The organism is Mesorhizobium intechi, assembly GCF_002879535.1.
Taxonomy (GTDB): domain Bacteria; phylum Pseudomonadota; class Alphaproteobacteria; order Rhizobiales; family Rhizobiaceae; genus Mesorhizobium; species Mesorhizobium intechi.
In genome coordinates this window covers 1-4,638 of sequence record NZ_PNOT02000067.1, presented here as the reverse complement: position 1 = coordinate 4,638, position 4,638 = coordinate 1, and the positions used below count along the sequence as shown (strand labels likewise).

Here is a 4,638-nt window from a genome sequence, read left to right as displayed (position 1 = left end):
CCTGACTGGCTGCTGCTTGAACCACCGCCATTCGAAGTTGACGCTGGCTTAGTGTCAATTCTTTTGGGAATTACGGTGACAGTGCACTAATTTTTGCCTCGCCGGCCTCGCTTTTCTGGTTTGGCAGCTCGTCCGGTTTGCGCGGCAATCGGACTAAGAAACGCCTCGTCGCCCACCGGTCGGCCGACGCTTTCGGCCTGCGCAGCGCGTCGAAGGCCGCGGCGTCCGTCTCGATCAGATCGAACAGTCCGCTCGATGATGGCAGACGGTCCCTCATTGGCTGCAGGTCGGTAACGCCATCGGGCTCACCTGTCAGATGCGCCCGGGCGCTTGACCAGGGCCAATCGGCCGCCTGTTTCGCCAGCCCTGCGCGCACCGGATTCAGTCCGACATAGCGCACCGCCGACAGGAGGTGGTCCTCGTCCATCGCGACGGCGCCGAAGCGGCCTTGCCAGAAATGTCCGGTTTTCTTTTGCCGCGCATGGATGGTGCCGGCATAGGCGCGGTGCACCTTGGGGAGCGCGCGCCGCAGGCCGTCCGGGTCGGCCGGCGTCAAGATCAGGTGCGCATGGTTCGGCATCAGGCACCATGCCCAGATGCCGACATTGGCGGCGCGGCAATGCTCGACCAGCAGGGTCTTGTAGAGCGTGTAGCCCCCGGGCGTGAAAAACACCTTGGCGCTTCCGTTACCGCGCTGCGTTATGTGATGCGGCAGACCGGGGACGACGATGCGAGCGAGGCGAGCCATGCGGTCAGTCTACACGCGGCCATAGCCAGGCGAATAGCGTAAAAAGTGCACTGTCACCGTAATTCCTCGCTACTCCAGAGCGGCTTAACGTGCCCGAGACTGCGTTGGGCCAAAGCTGTGGCGCGACGTTAGCTATCTAGCGCTCAAATCAACACGACAAAAGAGTGCACTGTCATTAGTTCCTAATAAGTCTTCCCAGGAGTGCAAATATTGGTTGCTATTGCCTCTCTAGCAGATTGCCCACCTGCTCGTTGATCCAGATGCTTCCCCCTGAGCGAGCGCGCGACTCTAGCCCTATGGTGCGATTCTTAGGCCCCAAGCCGTCGTGTTTTTGATAGAAGGCAAGTTGAATTTGAGTCGGATCTGATGGAACAGCGGCAGGGTGCCCAGTGTGGACATACTTCCAAATCATGCCCCACGCCGGACTCCAAATTTCTACCATTTCTTTAAATATGTTTATCAATAAAGTTGAATCTATGCCATGTTCTTGCAGGTATGTTAATTCCAAAGAAGCGCTATTTTGGCTGTCATTTGACAGATACTCGGAATAGGCGCCACAATTTATTGATGTTGAGGCTTCAACATTTCCTGAGCGCTGGTTCCACAGTGACAGGCGATAGCCTAACTCTGGGATTGGTTGCCTCGGAGCTACGTCAGTTCTGTTCTGGCCTCTCAGTAACCAGCCGTGGAGAAGCTCCGCTGATGAAGTATCAATCTTCTCTGATGTCATTGCCTTCTTCAGAGACCTTCCTAAGAGTGCCCATTGGGAAAGCCTTTCATCAGCCTTTGCCAAGACCCGAAAATGCAGCTGTGTGCGCTGAACCAGATCGTCGATGTTATCGTTTCTAGAGCCCCAATAAACATAAATATTTACTGACATATACCTGCTGACCTTGGCTCTGAATTACATAACGTGCGACGCACTACGCTGTAGCTCGGATATTAACACAATCCCCCTCCGCCAGCTGCAATCGCTGCGCTAGCCTTGGGCGAAAGCGCCCCTCCGGTAGGATTACGGTGACAGTGCACTAATTTTGCCCCGCCGGCCTCGCTTTTCTGGCTTCACAGCTCGTCCGGTTCGCGCGGCAATCCGACTAAGAAACGCCTCGTCGCCCACCGGTCGGCCGATGCTCTCAGCCTTGCGCAGCGCGTCGAAGGCCGCGGCGTCCGCCTCGATCAGATCGAACAGTCCGCTCGATGATGGCAGACGGTCCCTCATTGGCTGCAGGTCGGTAACGCCATCGGGCTCACCTGTCAGATGCGCCCGAGCGCTTGACCAGGGCCAATCGGCCGCCTGTTTCGCCAGCCCTGCGCGCACCGGATTCAGTTCGACATAGCGCACCGCCGACAGGAGGTGGTCCTCGTCCATCGCGACGGCGCCGAAACGGCCTTGCCAGAAATGTCCGGTTTTCTTCTTTCGCGCATGGATGATGCCTGCATAGGCGCGGTGCACCTTGGCGAGCGCGCGCCGCAGGCCATCCGGGTCGGCCGGCGTCAGGATCAAATGCACATGGTTCGGCATCAGGCACCATACCCAGATGCCGACATTGGCGGCGCGGCAATGCTCGACCAGCAGGGTCTTGTAGAGCGTGTAGCCCCCGGGCGTGAACGCCGCAAGCCATCCCGCTCGGCCGGCACTCTAGGTGCCGAGATTATCGGCATGGCAGTTCTCCTCCGGCATGCTTCCTGTGTGGCGCATAGTCTTCGGCCGTGACGAACATCTCGGCGGGCCGTTGCCCCGTTGCATTACGTGGTGCGGCGAACTGGAAACGACGATGCAGGCAAGGCTGACCATCGCGTCGGTCTGAACACTAGTCTAGGTTTGTCGGATGGACAGAAAAGGGTACTGTTATGGTGCTACACCGGCCCGCATGAGCGTTACTCTTTTTATTTTATCCACGTGAGGTCGGTACTCGATATGAATTGAATGGCGCGGTACATCAAAGCGATCCCAAGGACCATATTCCCCCAAAATAGAATGAATATGTGCTGCCCCACTTCTTGTAGGCGTTCCAAAAATATTTTGTATCTCCTTACGCCTAGATGAGAATAAAACTTCGAAAAAGACCTGATCAAAATTATCTGCATCTATAAATATAGAATTAATGTCATCGTTCTCATCACACACAACCGCCAATCCGTTCTCTTTGCTTGTATAGTCTATCTCAGTGATTGGAATATCACTGTCAACTGACCTTTCAAATTTCCATAATTTGAACGGACTGGACGATAGAAGATTGGATACAGGACCTCCTAAATAGTTAGTCAGTTGGATCTTCATAGACTTTCGTACCTCCAGCCTCGCCGTTACCGCGCTCACTCATAGCCTTATCAAACGCCTCTTTGTCTCGAGCAGCCGCTGCATTCAAGCCAGGCGAATAGCGTAAAAAGTGCACTGCCACCGTAATTCAAGGCGAGTCATGCGGTCAGTCTAAACCCAGAGGCAGCTGGGCGAACATGGTAAAAGTCCTTTGTCACCGTAATTCCTACACTCGGCGATAGCGAGGCGAACAGGATAAAAGTGCGCTGCACCATAATTCCTAATTTACTCTACCTTGGTATATCAAGGAGCTTCAGCCTCCGGACAGCTTCATCGATCGCCGACAAAAATAACTTGAGGTCAATACATACCTCTGGTATTCTTTTTGTTTCGTAAAATTTTTCTCGCCCATCTGATATAAACGAAAAGATTGAAACGTCTATTCTTTCCCGAGATTCCTCCTGACTAAGTATTAGTCCAAATTCCTTCGAAGGAAACCTAACTTCTGCTACTAGATTTTCGTATGATTGATCGTCTATAACGGCAATTTCAAACGGCAATTCCTTTTCCATTTTTGTATTTCTCCGGTCGTTTTGCTGGAATTACGGTGACAGTGCACTAATTTTGCCTCGCCGGCCTCGCTTTTCTGGTTTCACAACTCGTCCGGTTTGCGCGGCAATCCGGCTAAGAAAGGCCTCGTCGCCCACCGGCCGGCCGATGCTCTCGGCCTTGCGCAGCGCGTCGAAGGCCGCGGCATCCGTCTCGATCAGATCGAACAGCCCGCTCGACGATGGCAGACGGTCCCTCATTGGCTGCCAGGTCGGTAACGCCATCGGGCTCACCTGTCAGATCAGCCCGAGCGCTTGACCAGGGCCAATCGGCCGCCTGTTTCGCCAGCCCTGCGCGCACCGTCGAGCCGAAGCCGCAAAGTCCCATACGACTGCGACACCGCGCTCTATCGCCAGCGCCACAAGGTCGAGAACCTGTTTGCTAAGCTCAACGACTGGAGGCGCATCGCCACCCGCTGCGACCGATGCTCCCACACCTTCTTCTCGGCAATCTGCATCACAGCCGCCGTCATCGTCTGGCTCTGATCAATGAGTCCTGAGCCTAGCGCACCTTATTCCTGGGTACATTCGAACGTTGTCGACGCAATTCTATCTAGCCAAGGATTCCAGACGAGTGGATCGCTCGCTCAAATCTATTCGAGTCAAACCCAGCTTTGAAGGCAGTAGAAATCTTCTCTCTATGACCGTTGTCGGCTGGAAAGTGCCTGATCACCACCATGTCTGGGTTGCGCGCGATGGTCTTAAGGGCTTCTACGTAGTCTATATAGATGTTAGAATCATCTATTGATGGCCAATTACTTACTTCATGTTTAACTTCCTCGATTTTTTTAGCACTAATAACTAAACATGAAGATGCGTAATTTATTGAGAAATCAAAGAGTTCTTTCTGATTTCCATCATCGATGTTTATTGCGGAGCATAGCCTGGTCTTGTTGCTGATTGCGTTAGTCCTCTCAAAATAAATGCGAGGGAATTTTTTCAGGTTATCTGAAATTGAAATTCCTTTCTTGCTTCTAAACCGTGATGGCGTCGATAAATCATTCCCGCACACTATCATGTAT

Annotated in this window: 8 protein-coding genes; 1 reads left to right on the top strand and 7 read right to left on the bottom strand. The window is 53.4% G+C overall.

All coding sequences use genetic code 11. The features are described from left to right. Positions 1–70: 70 nt before the first annotated feature. The 6 genes from C1D09_RS06615 to C1D09_RS06590 form a co-directional block, all read right to left on the bottom strand. Positions 71–748, bottom strand: a complete 678-nt coding sequence (locus tag C1D09_RS06615; RefSeq protein WP_246135664.1) for a transposase — start codon at positions 746–748, stop codon at positions 71–73. 217 nt (positions 749–965) lie between these two features. Then, positions 966–1,628, bottom strand: coding sequence for an Imm52 family immunity protein (locus C1D09_RS06610; RefSeq protein ID WP_143973525.1), 663 nt, complete (start codon positions 1,626–1,628; stop codon positions 966–968). Between the two features lie 132 nt (positions 1,629–1,760). Further along, positions 1,761–2,273, bottom strand: coding sequence for a transposase (locus C1D09_RS06605; RefSeq protein WP_246135665.1), 513 nt, complete (start codon positions 2,271–2,273; stop codon positions 1,761–1,763). A 324-nt stretch (positions 2,274–2,597) separates the two neighbouring features. Further along, entirely contained in the window at positions 2,598–3,029 is a 432-nt protein-coding gene (locus C1D09_RS06600; RefSeq protein ID WP_143973524.1) for a hypothetical protein, read from the bottom strand. Positions 3,030–3,298: 269 nt separating this feature from the next. Next, positions 3,299–3,580: a hypothetical protein gene (locus C1D09_RS06595; RefSeq protein WP_143973523.1), complete on the bottom strand. Its 282-nt coding sequence runs from the start codon at positions 3,578–3,580 to the stop codon at positions 3,299–3,301. 30 nt (positions 3,581–3,610) lie between these two features. Next, positions 3,611–3,841: a hypothetical protein gene (locus C1D09_RS06590; RefSeq protein WP_246135663.1), complete on the bottom strand. Its 231-nt coding sequence runs from the start codon at positions 3,839–3,841 to the stop codon at positions 3,611–3,613. Between the two features lie 30 nt (positions 3,842–3,871). On the opposite strand from C1D09_RS06590, the gene C1D09_RS34315 reads away from it, so the two are divergent. Further along, on the top strand, positions 3,872–4,102 hold the full coding sequence (locus C1D09_RS34315; protein ID WP_167514510.1) for a transposase: 231 nt from the start codon (positions 3,872–3,874) through the stop codon (positions 4,100–4,102). 67 nt (positions 4,103–4,169) lie between these two features. Here C1D09_RS34315 and C1D09_RS33435 read toward each other — a convergent pair. Beyond that, positions 4,170–4,638: hypothetical protein (locus C1D09_RS33435; RefSeq protein WP_208760354.1), on the bottom strand; the 469-nt coding region annotated here is incomplete at its 5' end.

What these genes read in the sequence shown, in the direction of transcription:
- C1D09_RS06615 (WP_246135664.1), bottom strand. Translation starts at nt 748, where the DNA reads ATGGCTCGCCTCGCTCGCATCGTCGTCCCCGGTCTGCCGCATCACATA.
- C1D09_RS06610 (WP_143973525.1), bottom strand. Translation starts at nt 1,628, where the DNA reads ATGTCAGTAAATATTTATGTTTATTGGGGCTCTAGAAACGATAACATC.
- C1D09_RS06600 (WP_143973524.1), bottom strand. Translation starts at nt 3,029, where the DNA reads ATGAAGATCCAACTGACTAACTATTTAGGAGGTCCTGTATCCAATCTT.
- C1D09_RS06595 (WP_143973523.1), bottom strand. Translation starts at nt 3,580, where the DNA reads ATGGAAAAGGAATTGCCGTTTGAAATTGCCGTTATAGACGATCAATCA.
- C1D09_RS06590 (WP_246135663.1), bottom strand. Translation starts at nt 3,841, where the DNA reads ATGGCGTTACCGACCTGGCAGCCAATGAGGGACCGTCTGCCATCGTCG.